The sequence below is a fragment of the Rhodospirillales bacterium genome, from assembly GCA_028824295.1.
GTDB lineage: Bacteria > Pseudomonadota > Alphaproteobacteria > TMED109 > TMED109 > VXPW01.
This window is the reverse complement of sequence record JAPPED010000027.1, coordinates 1-20,314: the sequence shown is the minus strand read 5'-3', so window position 1 is coordinate 20,314 and position 20,314 is coordinate 1. Positions and strand designations below refer to the sequence as shown.

15 protein-coding genes and 1 pseudogene are annotated in these 20,314 nt (G+C 66.0%); 6 read left to right on the top strand and 10 right to left on the bottom strand.

Annotated features, from left to right (window positions below; genetic code table 11):
• Nucleotides 1–474: 474 nt before the first annotated feature.
• The 3 genes from OXH60_11280 to OXH60_11270 form a co-directional block, all read right to left on the bottom strand.
• On the bottom strand, nucleotides 475–1,644 hold the full coding sequence (locus OXH60_11280) for a phytanoyl-CoA dioxygenase family protein (protein MDE0712701.1): 1,170 nt from the start codon (nucleotides 1,642–1,644) through the stop codon (nucleotides 475–477).
• Between the two features lie 258 nt (nucleotides 1,645–1,902).
• The gene (locus OXH60_11275) at nucleotides 1,903–3,066 is read right to left on the bottom strand and encodes an epoxide hydrolase (protein MDE0712700.1); all 1,164 of its coding nucleotides are present in this window, start codon (nucleotides 3,064–3,066) and stop codon (nucleotides 1,903–1,905) included.
• A gap of 373 nt (nucleotides 3,067–3,439) precedes the next feature.
• Nucleotides 3,440–4,534: a hypothetical protein gene (locus tag OXH60_11270; protein ID MDE0712699.1), complete on the bottom strand. Its 1,095-nt coding sequence runs from the start codon at nucleotides 4,532–4,534 to the stop codon at nucleotides 3,440–3,442.
• 454 nt (nucleotides 4,535–4,988) lie between these two features.
• Here OXH60_11270 and OXH60_11265 point away from each other — a divergent pair, with 454 nt between their 5' ends.
• Nucleotides 4,989–6,221: an Ldh family oxidoreductase gene (locus OXH60_11265; protein MDE0712698.1), complete on the top strand. Its 1,233-nt coding sequence runs from the start codon at nucleotides 4,989–4,991 to the stop codon at nucleotides 6,219–6,221.
• A gap of 187 nt (nucleotides 6,222–6,408) precedes the next feature.
• Here OXH60_11265 and OXH60_11260 read toward each other — a convergent pair whose 3' ends face one another.
• The 3 genes from OXH60_11260 to OXH60_11250 all read right to left on the bottom strand — a co-directional run bounded on the left by OXH60_11260 (nucleotide 6,409) and on the right by OXH60_11250 (nucleotide 10,907).
• A complete protein-coding gene (locus tag OXH60_11260; protein ID MDE0712697.1) occupies nucleotides 6,409–6,678 on the bottom strand; it encodes a cupin domain-containing protein in 270 nt (89 codons plus the stop codon).
• Nucleotides 6,679–7,061: 383 nt separating this feature from the next.
• Nucleotides 7,062–9,473: an FAD-dependent oxidoreductase gene (locus OXH60_11255; protein ID MDE0712696.1), complete on the bottom strand. Its 2,412-nt coding sequence runs from the start codon at nucleotides 9,471–9,473 to the stop codon at nucleotides 7,062–7,064.
• A gap of 924 nt (nucleotides 9,474–10,397) precedes the next feature.
• Nucleotides 10,398–10,907, bottom strand: coding sequence for a GMC family oxidoreductase N-terminal domain-containing protein (locus OXH60_11250; protein ID MDE0712695.1), 510 nt, complete (start codon nucleotides 10,905–10,907; stop codon nucleotides 10,398–10,400).
• 268 nt (nucleotides 10,908–11,175) lie between these two features.
• Between OXH60_11250 and OXH60_11245 the strand changes: the two genes are divergently transcribed.
• Both OXH60_11245 and OXH60_11240 read left to right on the top strand, forming a co-directional pair.
• Nucleotides 11,176–12,162, top strand: a complete 987-nt coding sequence (locus OXH60_11245) for a dipeptidase (protein MDE0712694.1) — start codon at nucleotides 11,176–11,178, stop codon at nucleotides 12,160–12,162.
• Nucleotides 12,163–12,979: 817 nt separating this feature from the next.
• Entirely contained in the window at nucleotides 12,980–14,299 is a 1,320-nt protein-coding gene (locus tag OXH60_11240) for a hypothetical protein (protein MDE0712693.1), read from the top strand.
• 186 nt (nucleotides 14,300–14,485) lie between these two features.
• On the opposite strand, the gene OXH60_11235 is transcribed toward OXH60_11240, so the two are convergent.
• The 3 genes from OXH60_11235 to OXH60_11225 all read right to left on the bottom strand — a co-directional run bounded on the left by OXH60_11235 (nucleotide 14,486) and on the right by OXH60_11225 (nucleotide 15,856).
• Nucleotides 14,486–14,920, bottom strand: a complete 435-nt coding sequence (locus OXH60_11235; protein ID MDE0712692.1) for a cytochrome c — start codon at nucleotides 14,918–14,920, stop codon at nucleotides 14,486–14,488.
• On the bottom strand, nucleotides 14,917–15,267 hold the full coding sequence (locus OXH60_11230) for a multicopper oxidase domain-containing protein (protein ID MDE0712691.1): 351 nt from the start codon (nucleotides 15,265–15,267) through the stop codon (nucleotides 14,917–14,919). Before OXH60_11230 ends, OXH60_11235 begins: the two co-directional genes overlap by 4 nt.
• Before the next feature lie 142 nt (nucleotides 15,268–15,409).
• Nucleotides 15,410–15,856, bottom strand: a complete 447-nt coding sequence (locus OXH60_11225; protein ID MDE0712690.1) for a DUF4396 domain-containing protein — start codon at nucleotides 15,854–15,856, stop codon at nucleotides 15,410–15,412.
• Nucleotides 15,857–15,929: 73 nt separating this feature from the next.
• On the opposite strand from OXH60_11225, the gene cueR reads away from it, so the two are divergent.
• Entirely contained in the window at nucleotides 15,930–16,367 is a 438-nt protein-coding gene (cueR, locus tag OXH60_11220) for a Cu(I)-responsive transcriptional regulator (protein MDE0712689.1), read from the top strand.
• A gap of 86 nt (nucleotides 16,368–16,453) precedes the next feature.
• Here cueR and OXH60_11215 read toward each other — a convergent pair whose 3' ends face one another.
• A complete protein-coding gene (locus OXH60_11215; protein ID MDE0712688.1) occupies nucleotides 16,454–17,374 on the bottom strand; it encodes a LysR family transcriptional regulator in 921 nt (306 codons plus the stop codon).
• A 480-nt stretch (nucleotides 17,375–17,854) separates the two neighbouring features.
• On the opposite strand from OXH60_11215, the pseudogene OXH60_11210 reads away from it, so the two are divergent.
• Nucleotides 17,855–18,064: pseudogene (locus OXH60_11210) on the top strand (DNA topoisomerase).
• A 98-nt stretch (nucleotides 18,065–18,162) separates the two neighbouring features.
• The coding region (locus OXH60_11205; GenBank protein MDE0712687.1) for a hypothetical protein at nucleotides 18,163–20,314 on the top strand (2,152 nt) is incomplete at its 3' end.

Here is a 20,314-nt window from a genome sequence, read left to right as displayed (position 1 = left end):
GAAGAACTGCAGCGCCGGTGCTCCGTCAATTGGGGTTCAGCGGTTGGGCGAAATCATCGACGCGGTGTGCACCACATGCGCTCTCGCTAAGACGATCGCGGGGCCCATGCCGGCGGAACCAAGGCGGTTGACTGCAGCTACGGCGCGAAATCTCACCGGAAGTTCTGAAACCGAAACCCCGGGGCACGAGACTGACGACGTCACGGCGCTCGCCGTATGGTTGCGTCGGCGGGCAGCAACGGGGCCTCCATGCGTTGGCAGACAGACTTAGTTCCAATCGCTTGCGGTTCCCTAAGCCAGATAGGCTTGGTGCTCAAGCCCAACTTGCGGGCTGATGCATCGACACAACTGGCCCTGCGAGCCCGTGCGCGTTCGATTGCTCGCCTTCATGGGGTTCCCTGGGCGCCACGACAGAGGAAGTCGCACATTGCGGCGATGCTCGTGCCTGCTTGTCCGCGCTTCCGCGCGCGGGCGTCAGATCGCCAGGTCCTTCGTGTTGTAGTCCCGGAGGACCCGCTCGTAGGTCTCGTCGTTGTAGCGGAACCGGTCCTCCTGCCCCGCAAAGGGGCGGTAGCGGAAAGGCGTTTCTTCGGGAAAGCGCTGCCGCCGCGCGTCGATGGCGACCTGGATCACGGCTGAGCGGTCGAAGATGCGCTGCTCGTCGTAGACCTGATCGGCACCCATCTTGAGCTTGCCCCGCTGGCCCAGAACCGACCGGCGGCGGTGGAAGCCCATGGTGATCGAGATGCGCTTGTCGGGCGAGCTGTTCGCGAAAGAGCCGTGCAACATTTGACGATTGACGATCGTGACGTCGCCGGGCTCGCAGACGAGCGGCACGGCGTCCGGCAGTTTTTCATCGCCGCCGTTCTCCGCGACCCGCCGCCTGATGTTGATCCGTCCTTGCTTGTGGGTGCCTGGCACGACCCAGAGGCAATTGGCGGGCGTCGTCGGATACAGCTGCAGTTGGAAGTTGAAGCCGTGGATGCCCTCGTCCCAATCGGACGATTCCCAGTGGGTGACGCCGTCCTGGTGCCATGCGACGGAGCCGCCGACGCCTGCTTGCTTGACGAAGATCGCGTCGTTGTAGGGGACGAAGTCCGTCCCGTTGATCGCTTCCGCCACGGTCAAGAGGTGCGGATGGCCATACACCCGGAGCGCCGACGGCATCGCCTGGCACATGCCGTACATCAGGAAGACCACATATTCCGGCGCATCGGCGTCGGGCTGCGGCTGGACCATTTGGTGCGGATGCCGGCCGTTGAGCTGGTCCGTGCCGCCCCAGGGGTCGGAGAGCGGCTTCACCAGCGTGTAGGGCTCGCGGGCATAGTCCCGCCCGAGGGCCGGGCGGCCGTGCCTGTCGAGATCGGCGCCCGGACGCATGGGCGCGCGCTCGATCATCATGTCAGCGTCGCGTCGAAGCTCCTCCAGCTCCGCTTCGCCCACCACGCTTCGGAACACGTAGAAACCGTGCTTCCAGTAAGCCTTCAGGATGTCGGGATGCAGGCTGCCGTCGGCGCCGAACCGGATCGGTCCGCGATTGGCAAGCCCGCGGGCGCGTTCCTCCCCGGCGCGAAGATAGGTCGTCGTGCGCTTGGCGTGCTCGGCCCTGGTCGGTGCCGTCCCTGGAGGCGAAATCTGGTTCATGGCGGGTCACCCGCAACCGTCAACAGCGGCGAAATCCTAGGCGCGCGCTTGCCTCGCCACAATGGACTGCCACCCGCCAGCGCGAATCGATTTCCAAGTGTTGACGATATTCCTTCAATGTCCGCCAACAGCGTCTGCGGGCGACGGACAGCTTGGAGCCGCCGCCCCCTCACCCAAACTCACTTCCAAGATCCGTGTCACGCCCTACGCGGGTGAAGTGTCCCGTCAGGGACGGGCGGCGCCAATTCCGGAAGGAGCCTACGAGAACCGGCCACTGAAGAATGCCCGGATGTCCGCGGCGAGAAGCTCCGGCTGCTCGAGCGCCGCAAAGTGCCCGCCCCTCGGCATCTCCGTCCAGCGGACGATGTTGTACGCCCGATCCACCCACTGGCGCGGTCCGATCAGAAGCTCCCGGGGAAATACCGCCATGGCAGTCGGGACCTCGACCCGTTGGCCAGCCGGGAGTATCGCGCGGTCGCCGGTGTGCAAGTGCTCGTAGTAAATGCGCGCGGCGGAGGCGATGCTTCCCGTCGCCCAATAGAGCATCAGGTTCGTCAGGAACTCGTCGCGTGTGACCGCGTTCTCTAGCACCCCGTCGCAATCGGTCCAGGCGGTGAACTTTTCCAGGAACCAGCCGAGGAGCCCGGCCGGTGAATCGTGCAAGCCGTAGCCGAGCGACGTCGGGCGCGTGCCCTGGATCGCGAAGTAGGCCATGTCCTCGGCAAACATCGCGCGCGCATCGCCCAGCCACTTCTTCTCCTCGTCGTCGAGGGGCCGGGCATCGCCACCGGTCTTCGCCCGGTAGCCCTGCATGTTCAGGTGCAACCCCACGACCGACTTGGGATACCGCAACGCTATCCCTGAAGCGACGAGCGCACCCCAGTCGCCGCCCTGCGCGGCGTAGCGCTTGTAGCTGAGCACATCGTGCATCAGCGTGTGCATGATTTCGGCGATCGCACTCGGGTGCATCCCAGGCTCGTGCGGTCGTTCCGAGAACGCGAAACCCGGAAGAGACGGGGCAATGACGTGAAAGGCGTCTGCGGGATCGCCTCCGTGCAGTTCCGGGCGGGTCAGCATCTCGATGAGCTTGTGGAACTCGAAGAATGAACCCGGCCATCCGTGCAGGATGAGGAGTGGAACGGCACGTGCATGGGGCGAACGCTCGTGCACGAAATGCAGTCGCAACCCGGCCACATGTGCGGTGAAGTGGGAAAGCCGGTTGAGATCAGCTTCCGCTGCCCGCCAGTCGTACCCGTTCGCCCAGTAGGACGCGTAGCGTTGAACGGCATGGAGCTCCGCGCCCTGCTGCCATCCGTACCCGTCGATTTGGTCGGGCCAACGCGTGCGACTCAAGCGTTTGCGTAGATCTGCGATCGCATCCTGCGGCACATCGACACGGAACGGTGCGAGGTCGACGGTCATGTCGTTTTCACCTCAACGTACTCCATCTGATTCCGGCGTGGATCTGTCGCTCCCGGACCACCGTGCCCCGATGACACCGTATCACTGGACCTGTGCTTCGCTTCTTCCAACCATGAAGAAATTCCGCGCGTGCCCCTGCTGGCATCCGTAGATCCGTTGGGAACCGAACGAAGCAATCAGGTCAACCACTGTCTGGCACTCGGCAGTGCCGACGTCAGCGTTCCGACACGCACCGCCCAGGGAAGCCCGGCCCCTCGGCAGACACCGAGCCTGCGTGCCGATTTGGCCAGCGCGACCACTGGCATGCCCCTTCGGACTGTCGGATTATCTTCGAGTGTCGGATAGTCCGAAAGCCAGAAAGCGGGCCCATACTTCAAAAAGCACCGGGCCGCTCCCGTCGCAGGAACGGCAACCGGGCGATGGTCGGGTTAGCACCGGGCAGGTCGCCGGGGGCGGGGTCATGCGCCCGAACGAGGATGTCCGACCACTCGATGGGGTGACCCATGTGTTGAAATAATCCGAATGCGCCCTGCTGGTTGCGTGGTAGTTCTGGCGGGACGTGTCGGTCTTCTTCCACGCACAGCCAGTCGTCAGGCTCTGGGCTTCCTTCCGGCCAGATCCGATAGCGAACTCGGCCGATGCCACCGTGATGACAAGACTGGTGGCGTACCCGGTAGGCAGAATCCCGCTCAACCGCGACCGGCGCTGCCGGATCGGTGGCGACGGCCCATTCTCGTGGATCACCCGAATGGTCGCCCCAAGCCAAAAACGAACGGCCGCCGTCCGTCGGACTAAGGGCCGCCATACCCGCGCTGCACCAGCCCACCTTGATGCCTCGTTGCGGCTCACCCTCCGTGAGCCCGGCAAAGAAATCGGATAATCCCAGCCATTTGGCGCCTGCGGTTTCTGTGAAGCGGACCCGGTAGGTCGCCTCTTGGTTACTGTGCTGGGAGCCCAGCAGCAGCAGGGCATCCGGTGCCACCGGCCCTCGGGAACGGATCAAATTTGCCTCGGGATCCAGATCGAATGCACCGTTGATGACCTGGCCAATCTCTTGGACTGACCGAAAGGGCGTCAGATCCCGCAGGTCCAGCGGCATGGGCACGGGGTCGGGCGACCATGTGAATGTCATCTCCGATGTGTGGAGTGTCCCGGCGCCGTCCCTAACCGTGATGGCGAGTCCGTTCTCGCCGGTTGCCAAGTCACTGTCCGTGGAGGGTACTTCAATGCAGAACTCTCCCTGGTCCCGGCAGCGCAGCTCCGCCGGAGACGGCTTGTATCCGTGTAGCCAGTCAATGTTCCGGTCGGCCTCCTGCTCGACGTAGAGGTTGCGCGGAGAGCCGGCGTTGAGAGCGAACTCGGCCGCCTCGACGGGGAAGGCAGCATTCAGAACCCGACCGAGTACTGTTATGTCGTGATGGCGGCAACGGAATTGTTGCCGCGAGCCATAGGTCAGTCGGATGGGCATTCAGTCGCCAACCTGAACGAGCCCGAAACCGCCTGCAACGGTCGGGTTCAATATCTTCCCGCGGGCGCAGGAGCTCGGCTGTCGACCGCCAAACTCGCCGAACTCCGGCGGCACCCGGTGCACCTCCGCGGTGCGCGTGCTGCCACTGCAAGACGTTCCTGTCGACACGTGCATTGCCTGCGCCTGCTTCCTCCAAGGCCGCGACGCATTGCTCCGAGCGTATTTCCCAACGCGGCCAGGCCGGCATGGCCCGAACGCGCCCGTTTCGCTACAGCAGGCCGCCGCCAGCAAGCGGGGAGGATACGCCACCCGCGATCAGGGTGAAGCGAATCCGCGTGCCGACCCCGGGGAGCAACGCCAGTGGGGAAATCGTCGGCCAGCGGCCGTTGGGATCCCGTGTTGCCGAAACCCCAGGCCTCCAGGCTGCCGTCAGCCGGGTTCGGCGTTGGGGAGGGTGTCTGGCGGCAGAGCCGAGGGCGACGCAGCCATCCCGCCAGCCATGGTGCCGACGCTCGGCGACCGGCGGAATGTCGTCAGTAGTGGCGGCGGTATTCTCGCCGTATTGCTGAATTGGCGGGAGAACGCGATGGCGCGATACCCCGGCACCGAAGGTGAGCGGCGCATCGCCGATGGACTCCTGGCGGAACAGACTGCGGCGATCTTCGTCGCCTGCGGCATGTCCGAGCACGACGCCGCGTTGCTGGCGGCTTCCCTGGTACAGGCGGACCTGCGGGGCATCCACTCCCACGGCGTGCTGCGCGTGCCGGATTACGTTCGGAAGTTGACCCGGGACGGCGTGAACCCACGGGGCCGGCCGCGGATCATCAGGCAGGCGGGCAGCGCCATCGTCGTGGATGGCGACAACAGCATGGGCCAGATCGGCGGTGCCTTCGCGATGCGCCAGGCGATCGAGTGCGCCCGCACGTCCGGGGTGGCCGCCGCAGCCGTGGGCGGAAGCAACCACGCCGGGACCATGGACTTCTATGTCCGCATGGCCATTGATCAGGACATGATCGGCTTCGCCACGACCAATGCCCTGCCCACCATGGCTCCCTGGGGTGGGACCGACAAGATCATTGGGCTCAATCCGATTGGCATCGGCATCCCATCGGGCGGGGAAGGACCCGTCGTGCTCGACATTGCGCTGGGTGCGACCGCTCACGGCAAGATCAGGGTCCACCAGCAGAAAGGTCAACCCATCCCCGGTGACTGGGCCTTCGACCGGGAGGGCCGGCCAACCACCGATCCCGCAGCTGCCCTTGAAGGCTTGATCCAGCCGATTGGCGCCTTCAAGGGCCTCGGGCTCGCCGTATGCATGGGCATCCTGTCGAGCCTGCTCTCAGGTGCAGGCTACGGGACCGAATCGGGCAACATGGTGGATGGCGCCATTGCCGGTGCCGATGGACAGTTCTACCTAGCGATCAACGTCGCGTTCTTCGAAGATGTCGGCAGGTTCAAGTCCCGTATGGACCTGGTTGTCAAGCAAATCCTGACGTCGCGCCGCGCCGAGGGCATCGAGGCGCTGTTCGCGCCTGGCGGCCTCGAGGCGCGGACGGCCGCCAGCTACCGGGACGCCGGCATTCCACTGAACGACACCACCCTGCATGACCTCCGGGCGGCCGCGTTGCAACTCGGCGTCCCGGATCTCCTGCGCGGGGCCGGGCGTCCGCCAGCGACCCCACGCTGAGCGTTTCCCGGCGAACGAGACCCTCCGCGGCGAGGGTTGGATGGACTTCGTGGACCGGGCGTCGACTGGTGCTGATCCGGAATTCTGATCGCGGAACGCCGATTAGCCCCGGTCGACTGGACCGATCCATCGGGGCCAGTCAGAACAGTTCCCCGGTTCGTGCCCGCCTGCCGGGCGGCTCCAATGACTAGCGCTTAATGCCGAATACGAATTTCACGCCCTCCGGACCAGCGCGTTCCGTATGCGGGATATTGGGCTCGAGGGTGAACTCGTCGCCTTTTCCGCAAGTCGTGGCTTCGGTGCCACAGTCCACCGTAAGCGTGCCGGACAATATGTATGCGCGTGCCGTGTATGGATGACTGTGCGTCTCGTTGAACCTGTCCGCTTCCCATTCCAGGACGTCGATCTCCCGGAATCCGTCAGCAGCAAGCTTTTCCTTCAAGGCCGCAATGTTCATGTTCAGTTTCGCTCCCGACCGGCTCGCGACGACCATAGGGGACGCTCACAATCGCTGCAATCGACGAACCGGGATCACTGCAACTCGTTGGAATTGCAGGTGTTCGACATCCCGAAACACTGTCTGACGCCATGGGATCTCACCGGCTCTCAGTGCGCCCAGGGAGAAGGTGACCTGCCCCTCGGACTGCTCCACATGTAGGACGGGACGGTCGACGATCCGGGACGTGAGGTTGCGCATGGTGTCATGGTTGAAGTGCCAGGCGTGGTCCCGTTACCTGGCCGGAATCCGGTTCCGCGCTCCTGAATGTCGCACGAGTCACGGCCCGCCCGCGGCGGCACGTCATCAGATACCTGCCCCCTTCCAAGCAGGGGAGCGGTGGGTCAGGTATCGCGCATTCTGGTGCCGGCCGGATCGTACAGGGGGCGGAGGGAGGCGTCCGCGAGGACGATCGTGCCAGCGACGTTGATGGCGAAGTCCGTGGCGTCGAGCATCTCTGCGGGGACGTAGCCCAAGCCCACGGCGCCGCCCAGCGTGTGCCCGTAGCTTCCGGAGGTGAGCGTGCCCGCCGTCCGGCCATCCGCGAGGATCGGCTCGTGGCCAAACAACAGGGGCTCCGGATCCCGCAACCGAAACTGCATCATTCTCCGGGTGGGACGGGCGTCCCGGGCGCGGAGGTAAGCGTCGCGTCCGAGGAACTCTTTCGCATCGGGCTTCACCGCAAATCCGAGGCCGGCCTCGAGCGGAGTGTCGGACGGAGCGATGTCGTGACCCCAGTGACGGTAAGCCTTCTCGATGCGCAGGCTGTCGAGCGCATGCATGCCCGCTTGCGTCGCACCGACCTCCCGTAGCGCCGCGAATACGCGCTCGGCTTCATTCCATGGCACGTAGAGTTCCCAGCCAAGTTCGCCGACGTAGCTGATTCGCGATGCGCGGACGGGCACCCCTGCCAATTCGATCTTCCGCGAAGCGGCAAAGGGAAACGCCGGACCCGCAAGATCGGCCGACGTCAGCGGCTGCAGCAGCGCGCGCGACCCGGGCCCCATCACGGCAAACACCGCCCAGGATTCGGTCGCGTCGATGATTTCCACGCGCCGGTCTCGCGCCTCCGCGCGCAGCCGGGCGAGATCGCGTGCCGCCGTGGCGGCCGCGGACACGACCAAGTACCGCGTGTCGGTCAGGCGGGTGACCGTGAGGTCCGCCTCGATGCCGGCAGCGGCATTCAGCCATTGCGTGTAGATGACGCTGCCGGGCGGGCCGCCCACGTCATTCGCGGAAACCCATTGAAGCAGCGCCTCGGCATCCGGACCTTCCACGAGAAACTTGCCGAAGGACGTGAGGTCGAAGACGCCGGTGGCTTCGCGGACGCGACGATGTTCGGCGGCGCTTGCCCCGAACCAGTTCTGGCGACCGTAGCTGTAGACGTAGGCCGGTTCTTGACCGGGCGACGCAAACCAATTGGCGCGTTCCCAGCCGGCGACCTCGCCGAAACACGCGCCGGCCTGAGCCAGCACCTCGTGCACGGGAGATTGTCGCTGGTCACGCGCGGTCTCGAACTGACGGTAGGGCCAGTGCATGGCATAGAGCAGCCCGAGCGCCTCACTGACGCGGGTCTTCAGGTAGGACTTGGCGTTCTGGAACGGCTGCATGCGGCGCGGGTCGAAGGCCGAGAGGTCGCAGGGAGGCACGCCTTCCTCGATCCATTCAGCGAGCCGTTGGCCAACGCCCCCTGCCGCTTGGATTCCGATCGAATTGAAGCCGGCGGCGATCCAAAAGCCCTCGACGTTGCCGGCGGGGCCAAGATGAAACGCCTGATCGGGCGTGAAGCTCTCCGGCCCGTTGAAGAACGTGCGGATGCCGATGTCGTGGAGCGCCGGAATACGGTGCAGTGCCGCTTCCAGCATCGGCTCGAAATGGTCCCAGTCGTCGGGCAGCTGGTCGAAACAGAAATCGTCCGGAATGCCATCCATGCCCCATGGCTTGGCGACCGGCTCGAAGGCCCCGATCAGCAGTTTGCCGGCGTCCTCCTTGAAATAGATGGAGCCGTCCTGGTCACGCATGACCGGGAGACCGGGCACAATATCCGGCTTCGGTTCCGTCACGACATAGAAGTGTTCAGCCGCGTGCAGCGGCACGGCGGTGCCGGCCATGAGTCCGATCTGGCGTGCCCACATGCCGGCACAGTTGGCGACGCAGTCCGTCGCGATCGCGCCGGCCTCCGTCTCGATGCCGGTGACGCGGCCGTCAGCCGTGCGAATCCCGGTGACCGTCACGTTTTCCAGCAGTTGCGCGCCGGCCTGCCGAGCGCCCTTGGCGAGGGCGGCAGCAGTGTCGGCGGGATTGGTCTGGCCATCGCCAGCAAAGAAACTCCCACCAATCAGATCGTCCACACGGAGGAGCGGCCAGACACACTTGAGGTCATCCGGCGTGCAAAGCTCCACTTCGGCTCCCAGGGCACGCGCGCTTGCGGCCGCGCGTTGCAACTCGGCCCAGCGTTCCGCGTTGCTGGCGGTGTAGATCGAGCCGGTCTGGCGGAATCCGGTCGCTTGGCCGGTCTCGGACTCCAGTTCGGCGTAGAGGCGCGCCGAATCGGCAAGAATCGCGGCGAGCGCAGGGTACGGAGCGGCAGAGCGCACGAGGCCAGCGGCGTGCCAGGTGGTGCCGCACGTGAATTGCCGGCGCTCCAGAAGTACCACGCCTTCACGGCCCCGTCGCGCCAGGTGGTAGGCGAGGCTCAGGCCGATGATGCCGCCACCGACGATGACGATGGACGCGTGGGAAGGCGGGGCGGGCATGACCATCGGAGTCTAGGTGTTGTCGTCAGCGACCGACAGGCGAGCGGAGCCACCACCCCGACCGATGGGGTCCCATCGCCCGGCATTCCCTTTAGGCGGCTGCCAAAACGCGCCGATCATCAACATTGTCTCACAGCGGCTCCCGACCCGTGTCGTCGGGCCGGGAACTGCCGAGGGAAGCAGCACTCAGCCGACCGGCCGAGCAGCCTCGAAATATACGAACACCGAATTGCAGATCCGCCAAGGCGATACCGTCGTTCGCGGACGAGGATGCAGATTGGCTTGACCGGCGGGTGCGTCGTTTCCAGAGAGTTCAGGCCCAAGCCAAACGTGGGCTCAATGTTCTTCACACGGCCGCCACACTGGATGGCCTGCGAAACACCCCCCGGGGCAAGACTCCTCGACTGGAACGACGGTCACACCAACGTAGAGGTAGCCAACTATCACCGATGATCGGGCCCATACGCACGGGTGTAACTTTCCGCGAGGACTTCATGGAGCCGTATGAGCTCAGCGCCAACAGCTTATCGAGGGCACTCGGCATTCCGCAGAACCGCATTAGCGACATCGTGCGTAGCCGGCGCAGCAATCAGGTCGGGTAGCAGTACGACGGGGGGCGCTATGAACAAAAGTTGGCGGAGGGCTAGGCGTTTTCTATTTTGATCCGTAAAGGTCAAGCTCTTCATTCCATTCCGCTACTTAAGGCTGTTTCCATCCTGGCACAAAATCCCGCAATGCAGGAACATTATCAGAATATATAAGAACAATACGGGGTTCTCGCGTCCCGATTTACTTCCCTAAACGGTTAGTACACGGAAAGCGACGATTTGCCCAGAACCAAGGCCGCATCACCCAAGAAGAAGTACCCGCGCGTGCCCCTGGCGGCATCCGTGGACCTGTCCGGAACCGAACGAATCATTCAGGTCAACCATTGCCGAGCGCCCCGGCAGCGGCGAACCAGGCATCGTAGAGCGGGTTGCGGTCGGGCACCTCGGAGACGCCAAGCGGCCCGCCGGAGCCGCGCCCCTTGCCACCGCCGCGATAGTCCTCCATGCGCTCGAAGACCGGCGCCACGTCGGCCCAGCCCCAGCCGCGGTTGCCGAACTGCGACCATGTGTCGTAGTCGAGCGGCTGGCCGCGTACGTAGACGAGGCCGTTGATCGACGAGGAACCACCAAGAAGCTTGCCGCGAGGCACGGGGATCGTGCGGTTCGCCGTTCCGGGCTCGGGGTCGGAAACGTAACGCCAGTTGACGCCTGGATGGTCGATGAACAACCCAAAGCTCACCGGCAGGCGCGACAGGGGATGGCGGGCCCGGCCAGCTTCGAGCAGCAGCACGCGGTTGCGCGGCACCTCGCTCAGCCGCGCGGCCAGCACCGCCCCCGCCGATCCGGCACCGACGACGATGTAGTCGTAGCGCGCAGGCGCCGTCATGACGCCGCCCCGCTGGCGCCGGGTCGGCCACGTATTCGCGGATCCATGCGTCCCTTCCTAGCTTGTCCGGCCCGGCCTGTCCCGTGATCTGGCCCCGTGAATTGGTCCGTCGTCAATATGAGGAATCGGCTTCCGACTCGCCGGGCCTGATGACGCGGAACGGCGCAAGACAGCCGCATGACACGTGTCAATGTCTCCGTCGACGGAGGCGTCCGGAGCTGCATGTTACCTTCGCCGCCTGTCGAGCGACGCGAATGGAGATGTCGGAATGAACCCGGTTGACCTTCACGATGGCGCGATTCTGGTCGACGGACTGATCATTTCCAGGTGGAGCCGCTCCGTGTTCGAGGAGATGCGCGCGGGCGGGGTGACCGCTGCGAACTGCACCTGCTCGGTCTGGGAAGGGTTCCGGGTTACGATGGAGAACGTCGCGCGGTGGAAGCGATGGTTTGGCGAGCACGACGACCTGCTCCTGCAGGTGCACGGCACCGACGACATCCGGCGCGCGAAGCGGGAGGGGCGCACCGGCATCATCCTCGGCTGGCAGAACACCTCGGCGCTTGAGGACAAGGCCGAGTTCGTCGAGGTGTTCCGTGACCTCGGGGTGCGAGTGATGCAGCTCACCTACAACACGCAGAACCTCGTGGGAAGCGGGTGCTGGGAGTCGCACGACGGGGGGCTGTCAGACTTCGGTCGCGACGTGATCGACGAGATGAACCGGTGCGGGGTGCTCGTCGACCTCTCCCACGTGGGTCCGAAGACGAGCGCGGACGCGGTGAGCCACTCGGCGAAGCCCGTCGCCTACACCCACTGCTGCCCCAGCGGAGTCATGGAACACCCGCGCAACAAGACCGATGCCGAGATGCGGGCGGTGGTGGAGCGGGGCGGCTTCGTCGGGGTCGCGACCTACACGCCGTTCCTCCCCTGGGGCGACGAGACCACGGTGGACCAGTGCGTCGAGGTGTTCGAGTACGTGATCGATGTGGCCGGCGAGGACGCGGTGGGTATCGGCACCGACTTCACGCAGGACCAGGATGTCGCGTTCTTCGAGTGGCTTAGCCACGACAAGGGTCACGGGCGGCTGCTGATGCCGGGAACGCCTCGGGTCCCGCACCAGCCGAAGGGGCTCGCCACCATCAGCGAGTTCCGTAACCTGACCGCCGCGATGGTTCGCCGCGGCTGGAGCGAGACCCGGATTCGCAAGGTCCTCGGCGAGAACTGGCTGCGCTTCCTGGGCGATGTCTGGGGGAAGTAGGCTGCGGCGGCGGACATGCGCTCCGCCGTGACCGCGTCACGCCGCGCTGAAGCGCTCCTTCGCCGCGGTCATGCGTTCCAGACGGTCCGGGTCCGGGCGGGAACGCCGTAGTGCTTGCAGTTGGGGTTGCGACACGGATTGACCTGGATGGTCTTGGTTTTCCTCAAGAGAGTGACTGAGGCCTCCAGCGGGGCTCTGGGGTTGTCGGCTCCGGGCATGACGGCACATCCTCCGCCCCGAGCGCGGATTTCAGCGAGTTAATGCTTGTTTGTTATATGCATAATCTGTTCAAATCACGGGAAAAGATCTGCATTAGCAAAGCTGGTGCACCGAAGCTTCACTCAACTTTAGGAGCGTCTATTTTGTCTTTGGATCGTCCAATGAAAAAAGGCGCAAACTCCCGAATCTTGGCGTGGTTCCTCCGGCCTTCGATACCCTTATAGACAGTATCTAATATCGGTACCGGGGCGGAATAGTGCCGATATCCGGTACGGCTAGGGCGGCGGCGGAGGGCTAGGCGTTTCCCATTTTGGTGCGTAAAGGTCAATTTCTCCATCCCATTCCGTTACTTAAGGTGTTTTCCAACCTGGCATAATATTCCATAACAAGAGAACATTTAAAGAAAAAGATAAGAGCATAGTAAACTTCCTGCATCCCGAATCCCTTCCCTGAACGGTCAGTACCGGGAGCGAGACGAATTGCCCTGAGCCAAGACCACATCACCCAAGAAGAAGCACCCGCGCGTGCCTCTGGCGGCATCCGTGGATCTGTTCGGAAACGAACGAATCATCCAGGTCAACCATTGCCGGGCGCCCAGTTGCAGGAGCTTCCGCGTGCCGGCGCGCACCCGACACGCGAAACCGGCCCCTCGGCAGGCAGGGACCCCGCGTACAAGCTGGCCAGCACCATCATCAAGGGTACGGTGCCCTCCATCCGCTACAAGGCGTGCAATGAGAGCCCGCAGCTAAAGTCAAACGCCTGCATTGTCGCCGAGATCGAGCGGTTCGCGGACACCGGCGGGCTGTGGCGACTGGAGGAGACCGTGAGTTGCCGGAATCCAGCATGCAGGAACCACGGCCGCTCCATCGCCCTGCACCCCGAGGCCTACATCAGGCGCGGTCGCCCGGCCTCGGGCGACCGCCAGTACTTTCAGTGCAAGGCGTGTGGGAGGAAGGTCCTTGTATCGCTTCCGGTCCGCCTACATGCGGAGCACCAGACCCTGGCGGCAGATGTGTTGAGCCGGATCGCCAACAAGTCTCCGGTGCGCGGCACCGGACGCGGTGTGCGGCTGAAGTCCATGAAGGCGTACTACCCCATTGTCGACTTCATCTATTCGCGCTGCCGCGCTTACTCAGGCGCCGTGGACCGGGCGCTGATCGACGAGACCCTGCGGTTCCCGAAGGACCTCGTCCTGGAGACGGACAGGCAGGACTACACGCTGAACTGGACCAGCCGTCTCGACCGGCGCAACGTCGACCTGAGCGGTTACTGCTCCGTCAACTCGGGCAGTCGGTTCATCCTGGGGCTGCACGTCAATCTCGATGAGCGCGTCGACCCGTTCGAGGTCGCGGTCGATGCCGTGAGGTCTGGCGACTTCGACGTGGCCGAGCCCTACCGCAAGTACGCGCGCTGCTGGCTGCCGGGCGACGAACTCAATGCCGGCCGATCACGACATCCCAGTCTCCCGGGGCGACCTGACGTTCACGGTGCACATGGCGCTGTGCGAGGCGGAGCATCTCTGGCCGAAGCGGCGCAGGCCCGGCGATCACGACCGACTGAAGCTCGTGGCAGATGCGGTGGTAGCGCATATCGTCCTCTGCGGTATCCGCTGTGTCCGGCGGGCACCACAGCGCGGCCGCGGCACGCCCGATCCCTGGAGGCCTCATGCCGGAGCTCGGGGGAGGTGACGACGGCGGCTGAGCAGGCTTCCGGAAGTTCGCGGGAGGCGCGCCTCCGGAACGCGATGCCCGGGTTCCGGGCGCTTCTGCGGCCGTCCCCAGTTTGCGCACTCATCACGGTTTCGGGCTCTGCGTTCGGGCTCTGCGGTTGTCGTGGCTTGCCAAACGGAGTCATTTGCGGGCGAGGATCCTCCCGAGCAACCCTCGCAGGGACGACGCGGCGGACCGGCATGCCGTAGTGCATGAACAGGCGGCGCTTCGGGATAGGGCCGCCGGCAGCGGTTCCGGCCTTCGGCGCGAGCTTCGTCGGTGTGGTCGATGCTGCCCCCAATTGCTAGTACCGGAGGGAGGCGTCGGATGGTTCAACCCCGGTTCCGCTTATCGCGCGGATGGCGATCCGCCGGGCCGTGAAGGACGAGATCTGGTCATCGTCCGTGTTCCGGGTTTCTCTTGGCTTGGATATCCCGGATGCGCTCGGGCCAGGTCGAGCGGATGTACGCCAGGACGTCCCAGATCTCGTCGTCGCTCATGACGTCGCCGAGACCCGGCATGCCGCTCTCGAACCCGGCGATGCCCCTGGCCTCCATGAGGCCCGCGCCGCCGAGTTTGGTGTAGTCGAACAGAAGCCGGTTGTCGTGATGCCAAGTATGGCCGGTTTCGTCGTGGGGCGGGGCCGGCAGGAGCCCGTCCTCGCCCGGCCGCCGCCAGTTCGGCTGCCCTTCGAGCCGGACGCCGTGACAGGAGGCGCAGTGCTCCCTGTACAGAATCTGCCCGTTGTGGATGTCGCGGTCGTCGAGTTCGTGGTCGGCGAGGGCCAGCGCGGGCCAGAGCAGGACGACCGGCAGCAGGGCGCGCATCATGCCACCTCCACCCAAGTCTTCATGCCGGATGCTTGGTGGCCGAGTGTGTGGCAATGCAGAAGCCATTTGCCGGGATTGTCGGACACGCAAGGGATGTCGCGGCTCGCCCGCCGGTCGACCGGGGTGGCGTCCCGGCAGTGACCGAGGACGCCGTCGTCCCAGACCTCGTGGAAATCGTGGCCGTGCAGGTGGATGCCGTGCGGGAACACGGTGTCGGTGCGCAGCATGATCAGGGCCGTCTCGCCGCGGGCGAAGCGATGCCACGGCGCTTCGGACAAACCCGAGCGGGCGTTGAAGGCCCACAAGTCGCTGCCGATGTGTCGCCCGCCCATGGCGCCGCCCTGCATGACGAGGGTGAGGCGGACCGCCCGGGTTCGGTCTGGCTCGGGAGCCCGCGCCGTCGGCAGGGGCCGGATCGGCGCATCGATCGGCGCCGGGTTCGTAGATGACGTGGACCAGCGGCGGGACAGGACGGGATCGCGGCCCGCTTCAGTGACATGCCCGCCCGAGCGCCTTCAGGCGCCAGTAGTTGTAGGGCAGCGGCGTGACGAAGCCCGCCGCTAGCATGATCGGTACGACCCACCACGTGAGCTTGGCCCCGCCAGTCAGCATCCAGTCGACCCCGTTCATCATCGCCTCCATGGCGATCATCGAGATGAAGGACATTCCAATCGCGGTCCGGCAGGCGGTCCGCAATTCCATCTGGCGGACCAGGATCACGGTCTCCAGCGCGATCGAGGTCAGCAGCCCGTTCACGATGGCGAGGGTCATGATCGCCAGCGTCGGCCAGGGGATGCCGGTGAACTGGAAAAAGGCGATGGTGCCGAAATCGCCGATGACGCAGCCGAGCAGGCACCAAGCGGTGTTCTTCGAGGCCAGGCGCCAGGTGTGCCGGCTGCGCCAGTCGATGGCCCCTCTCGCGGCGATGGCGGTCATGCGGACACCCTCTTGATCCGTCCCTGTTCGGAACATAGGGTCTCCAGTAACCGGAAGGTCAAGGGGGCCGCCGGTGAATATTTCCGCCGCCTCGAACGCAGCCGGCCTGCCGGTGAAGACGGTCCGCTACTATGCGGACATCGGGCTGGTATCGGCGCCGTCCCGCTCGGAGACGGGATACAGGACCTACGACGAGAGCGCCGTGCGGAAGCTCGTGTTCGTGCGCCGGGCGCGGGAGTTCGGCTTCTCGATCGACGAGTGCCGGGAACTGCTGAGCCTCTACGAGGACCAGCGGCGGTCGAGCGCTGACGTGAAGCGCATCGCGACCAGGCGGCTGGAGGAGATCGCGAAGAAGCAGCGCGAATTGCAGTCACTGCACGACGAGCTCGCCCACCTGGTCGATGCCTGCAAGGGCGACGACAGGCCGGACTGCCCGATCATCGACGGGCTGGGCGACCGGCCTGTCGGCGCCCTCGGGCGGGCGTCGGAGACCGCCGGAAAGCAGCCTTAGTGCTCAAACCCGCCGACCCACAATCGGCCGCCTCCGTCCCCTGACGCGGCGGATCGTCGAGGTCGAGCCACGCTTAATTCGGACGGTCAGGAGCTTCGCCCGAGCGCGGCGTCGCGCACCGCCTGTTCGAGGGCGCGGAACGGCTCCAGGTCCTCGGCCGAGCGGCGGGCCACGAAGCCGGCCCGGTAGCGGCGCCGGCCGAAGGCGATTGGCAGCGCGCGGAGTGGCGTTCCGGGCAGCCGTTCGAGCAGGTCGAGGGGCAGCCAGGCGAGCCACGGGCCGGCGGCGAGCAGCGTCAGGCCGGCCGAGCCCGCGCGGAGGACGGCACGCCCCGGCCCGCCGGTGAGTTGGCGCAGCTCGTCGAGGATCACTGCCAGGGCCGGCCGGCCGGAATCGGCCCCGGCCGGTCCGTCGAAATCGATCCAGGGCCAGCTGTCGAGATCGCCGGGCTCCGGCCCGGTGGCATGGAGCGGATGGCCGATTGCCGCGACGATGCCCCCGGTCACGTCCAGGAAGCGCTCGCGCCGGAGGTGCGGCGGCAGGGCCTCGCCGGTGTCGATCCCGCCGCAATGCAGGTCGCACCTTCCGTCGTCGAGCAGCCGTACGCCCTCGCGCCAGGCGGCGGTGCAGAGCTTCAGCTCGACCTCGGGGAAGGCGGCGTGGAACGCCTGGATGGCGGGGGTGACCACGGCCTGCATCCACACCGGTGAGGCGGTGACGCGGAACCGGCCGGTGCGTCCGGCGAGCGCCGTCGCCACTGCCTCCTCGCCGTCCCCGATCTCGCGCAGGATGCGGCGTGCGTGCCCGACCACCAGGTTGCCGAGCGGGGTCGGGCGCACGCCGGCGGGGAGGCGCTCAAACAGACTGCCGCCGAACTCCCGCTCTAGGCGCGCGACGACGCGGCTGAGCGCCGGCTGGGTTATGGCGAGCCGGTCGGCGGCGGTGACGATCCGCTTCGCATCGGCGACGGCCAGGAGCCGGACCAGGTCGCTGCGCCGCTCGAACATGTCAGCGCGCTCCGGGCTCCGGACGGCCGGGCTGCCGCCCGGGCGGGCGGGCCGCTTGCTGCCATGTCTGTGTCCCGGGGTGTCCCATGCTGTCTGCCGTCCGCCTGCCTCCTAATCGTCACCCCTGCGCAGGGGTACCTGATCACGACATGTAGGCAGCCGCCAGCTGTGTCCAAGAGCGTTTTCTTATCGCGCGGATAGCTTCGCCTTATGGGACCGGGGGTTCTGGCGGACGGGGGCGCCGGGACGCTTCCGAATGCGGCACTCGAAGCGGCGGCGCCCCGCCCCGCCGGCATGGCTCGGCAGGCATGCAGATTCACCGCATCGGCATTTCCAATTGCGCCCCCGAGCCCTTAAGGGATTGGGTCTTGGACTCGGCAACACGGCCGCCACGGCGGCCGGGCGGGACATGGACCGGCGCGCGCTTCACCGACGGCAGCCCCGGGCCGCCCCTTCTCCGCGGCGGCGGCGATGAGCCTGAGCGCGGCAGCGGCGGAAAGAGTCGCGGAGCGCACCTGCGCAGGCGTCTTCCGCGTCGCCTCGGTCGAACGGGACGCGGTCCGGCGCGATCCCGTCCTGCCCTTCACCACGGCGACCCTGCAGCAAGAGGCCTCGCGCCGGCTCGGCTTCGGTGTGCGCAACACCATGTCGGTCGCACAGGGCCTCTACGAGGGCGTCGCGCTCGACGGCGGCAGCCGCTGGCGAAGGTGCAAGCTCAGGACTGCGAGAAACCGCGACAAGAAGTTGCGCCCGACATCGTCGGCCATCGGGCGCAAGGAAGGCGAGCAGTGAGCGTGTTCCGGTCAGGTCTCCGCAAAGACGGCGTCCGGCCGCGGGCATCCCCGGTCGCGGCGGCACTCAGGACGTTTGGTTTCGGGGCCGCGCCCCCCGGCGCCGGCCTCGTGCTCGCGCTGCCCGCCACCCTGGCCCTGCTGTTCGCCGCGGCCACCGCCGCACAGGCCCAAACGACGCTTGTCAGCAACGCAGGTGAAGGTCGCGACAACGCTATAAACGCAGGAAACTCTGCATCCGGCAGAATAGCGCAGCGATTTACGACCGGTGGCAATACGACGGGCTACGATCTGAGCTCCGTCGGAATCCACATCCACGAGGACAATTCTTCGAGCACTGAAACCATGACGGTTTCGGTTCACAGGTTCGACAGCAGCGAGACCAACAATCTGGGCGATCTGGTGGCTACGCTAAGCACTCCGTCCCCGCTGAACGAAGGAGCCGTGAACGATTTCACGGCACCTTCAAATACCAGATTGCTTCCGAATACCGGATACCTGGTGAATATCGTTGGCGTCGGCAACCACACGCACGATTTCCAAATAGGAGTGACGAACAGCGATGCCGAGACGGGGGCCGCAGGATGGCTTATCGAAAATGCCTTCAGGCTCAATGGAACTTTAGTTACCGCGGCCATCATGATGAACGTCAGGGGCAGCAACTGGGTACCCCCCCTCATCCCGGCGCTGGACTCCGCCGAAGCTCTCTTCGCCAACGGCGCCCTGCGATACCGGTTCGACCTCAGGCTGTCCGAAGGCGTGAGCATCCCTCACCGGGAGATGCGCGATCATGCCTTCAGCGTGACCAACGGGCACATGGTCAAGGCGAAGCGCATCCACAAGGAGCGCGCAGGGGGCAATCTCTACAGCAATCACTGGCGCATGACGGTGGCGCCGGTCGACGAGACGGAGCCCGTTACCGTCACCTTGCGCGGCGACCGGCCCTGCAGCGAGCAGGGCGCCCTGTGCACCGGGGGCGGGGGCCAGCTCGACGGCTCGCCTGCGCTGACCCTGAGCACCGACACGGAGCCGCCCGACCTCGGCAGCCTGCCGAGCCTCTCGATCGCCGACACCAGCGGCACCGAGGATTCCGCCAACCTCGCCTTCGACGTCAGCCTGTCGAAGGCGGTGAGCGCGACCATCGCGGTCGACTTCCGGACCGTTTCGGGCGGCACCGCCACCGCGAACGCCGACTACCAGGAGGCGAGCTACCGGATCGTCTTCTCGGCAGGGGAAACGGTGCGACCGGGTTCGGTTGCGCTGATGGAGGATGCCGCCGCCGACGCCGGCGAGACGGTGAACGTCGAGATCACCAATGCGCGGGTGATCACACCCCGGGGGGCCGAGTTCGGCCCGCTGTCGATCACCACGGGGCAGGCGACGGGGACGATCGACGCGCCCGCGAGCAGCAGGACCCCGTTGCCGGACGTGAACATGCGGATCGAGAACGCGTGGGGGAGTGAGGGAGGCGGCTGGCTGCACTTCACCATCAAGCTCTCGCGGTCGCTGGACGAGTATGTCTGCTACGACTTCGAGACCCTCGGCACCGGCACGGCGAGCGAGGGGGTCGACTACTTGCAGCGTCCGAGGTCGACGCTGTGGCAGCCGCCCGAGGTCACCGAGTGGACCGAATTCGTCCGCATCCTCGACGACTCGATCGACGACGGCGGGGAGACGGTGAGGGTCAGGATCAGCGACGCGGAACTGTGCGACGACGCGTCGAGGACCATCACCATCAACCGGGGGGAGGCGACGGGCACCATCGTCAACGACGACCCGATACCGGCTGGGTGGCTCGCGCGCTTTGGGCGCACGGTTGCCGACCAGGTGATCGATGCGGTGGAGGGCCGGATGGGGGCGGCGCGGGCGCCCGGCGCGGAGGTGAACCTCGCCGGCCAACGGGTCGGCGGCGAGGCGGCGGCCTGGGGCGAGGAGTCTTCGCCGGCCGACGCAGACGCCGGGCCCGGCACGCTTGCCGCGTGGCTAAGGGGCGCGCAGGAGGACGCGCTCGGCTTCGAGACGCGCGCGGGGACGGAGCGCGAGCTTCTGACGGGCTCCTCGTTCTCGCTCTCGGCCGGCGGAGCGGAGAGCGGATTCGGCGCGCTGTGGGGCGGTGGGGCGCTCACGCGCTTCGACGGGCGCGAGGGGG